The organism is Roseovarius sp. TE539, assembly GCF_003298505.1.
GTDB lineage: Bacteria > Pseudomonadota > Alphaproteobacteria > Rhodobacterales > Rhodobacteraceae > Roseovarius.
The window spans coordinates 1-1691 of sequence record NZ_QNGB01000065.1 but is presented as its reverse complement, the minus strand read 5'-3'; the positions used below and the strand labels follow the sequence as shown (position 1 = coordinate 1691).

Annotated in this window: 1 protein-coding gene; it reads right to left on the bottom strand. The window is 54.7% G+C overall.

Annotation, left to right across the window (positions count from 1 at the left end; translation table 11 throughout):
* Positions 1-420: 420 nt before the first annotated feature.
* Positions 421-1500, bottom strand: a complete 1080-nt coding sequence (locus tag DQW77_RS17860) for a protein NO VEIN domain-containing protein (RefSeq protein ID WP_147095031.1) — start codon at positions 1498-1500, stop codon at positions 421-423.
* Positions 1501-1691 lie beyond the last annotated feature (191 nt).

Genomic DNA, 1691 nt, shown 5'->3' with positions numbered 1-1691 from the left:
GCAGGATCCCGACAATCTGTTCTTCGGTGAAGCGTGATTTGCGCATCGTCTGTTCTCCTCGTCGCTTTGAACGTTACGAGAACAAACTCTACTTTTGAATGGCCCGGTTTTGCGGGGGCAGGTCACAGCCTTCGATTTTTACCCGGAATTTCGGATGGTTACAGGCTCTACACCAAAATCGGGCAGTCGAGAGGTCCGGAGAATATCGGGCCTGGGAGACCGCTTCCGGGCCTCCTGGCGCAGGGGCCAGTGCTCAGCCCTCGCCGCATAACCCTCGAAAACAACGGAAAAATCCGGCCGAAGCCTGATCGGGAGAACGCTTTCGCGAGGGCAAGTGGCGGAGGGAACGGGACCGGGATCGAACGTTCTCTGAATTTACGAACGAACTATCGGTCGAAGCCAGACGTCGTTGTTTCAGGGCTATCTTCTTTCGAAACCGTATCGGATTCCCTCGCCACGTAGTTCGAGAACATGCGCGCCCTCATCGGTCATAGGGTTGGGGAGCATTTCTATTTTGGTCTGGGCTGGTTCTGCCACGTGACTGACATATGCAATCTTGTACTGAATGCCACTGCGTGCGCGCGCGGCTAGTCGTGCTGCCCTGACTTCAGTTTCTCCGATCTCGAACGATTGCGGGTCATCCACGCTGGCTTTTACCTCGATTTGCCAGATTTGGTTCCTGTAAGAGACCTCAAAATCATAGCCGAGCCCATCGTTGCCATCGCGCCCGGTGATCAAGGCGCCATTCTCGGAGACCCATGCAGAGTCGATATCCTGTTTGCCCAGGATACGCTTCAGCCAGCGATACACGACCATCTCGCCCAGTCGACCAATCAGTTCGGTCTTTTCTTCAGGGACGCGAGGTCGCCCCCCCTTTTTCTTACCTGCGTTCTGCTTGCGCGGTGGTTTAGAAGGATCGTCATCGCGTTGCACAGTAGCTAAATCTGCGGACGAACCCAAAGAACTGCCTAGCACCTCCACAGACAGCGATTGCTGGAGTTCATCGGAAAGCGCAAAAAGATCAACTTCTGTCGGATCAAGCATTTTTCCGTTGAAGGCAACCATGCGCGCTTCACGCTTGCGCTCTTCCCTAGCTTCACGGGCCTTCACGCTTTCGTCCTTTACGTCTTCGTCTGAAAGTCCAAGGTCTTTGGGTTCCAGCGAATGGGGCATATCGACCGGCCAAATATTAAGTATCTGGAGCCATTCTACAGCCGAAAGATCGTCAAGCATGCGGAAATCCAGCACACCAATGCTGTCTAGTCGTTTGCGGAGATCCTCCTCTCCATCCGCATCGATCAAACTGGCGACGTGCCTATCGGGTTGGAATTTTGCGCACCAGGCACGAAGAAGTGGCCGCGCCCTTCCAACAAAATCAAAAAAGAATTTCCGGTTGTGTTCACGTACCTGTGTGAGGCGCGAGGGCTCCTCAATATGATCGCCCAACGGCGGTGCGCCTTGCTGGTCGAGCCACGTGTTCACCAAGGCTTCCAGCTTCACGTCAGGAGGCTCTTTGAAAAGGAGAAGCCAAGCGGGATCTGGCTTCAGCGTGCGAATTGCGTCTCTAGCTGTTCCGTCCCGGATGATCACATAGCCCCTCGTCGATCCGCGCTTTTCATGGCACGATCTGTTTTGAACGAGGTGCGAGACGGGAGATCGGCATGCTGATCAAGCTTCACAGCCAAGCGACG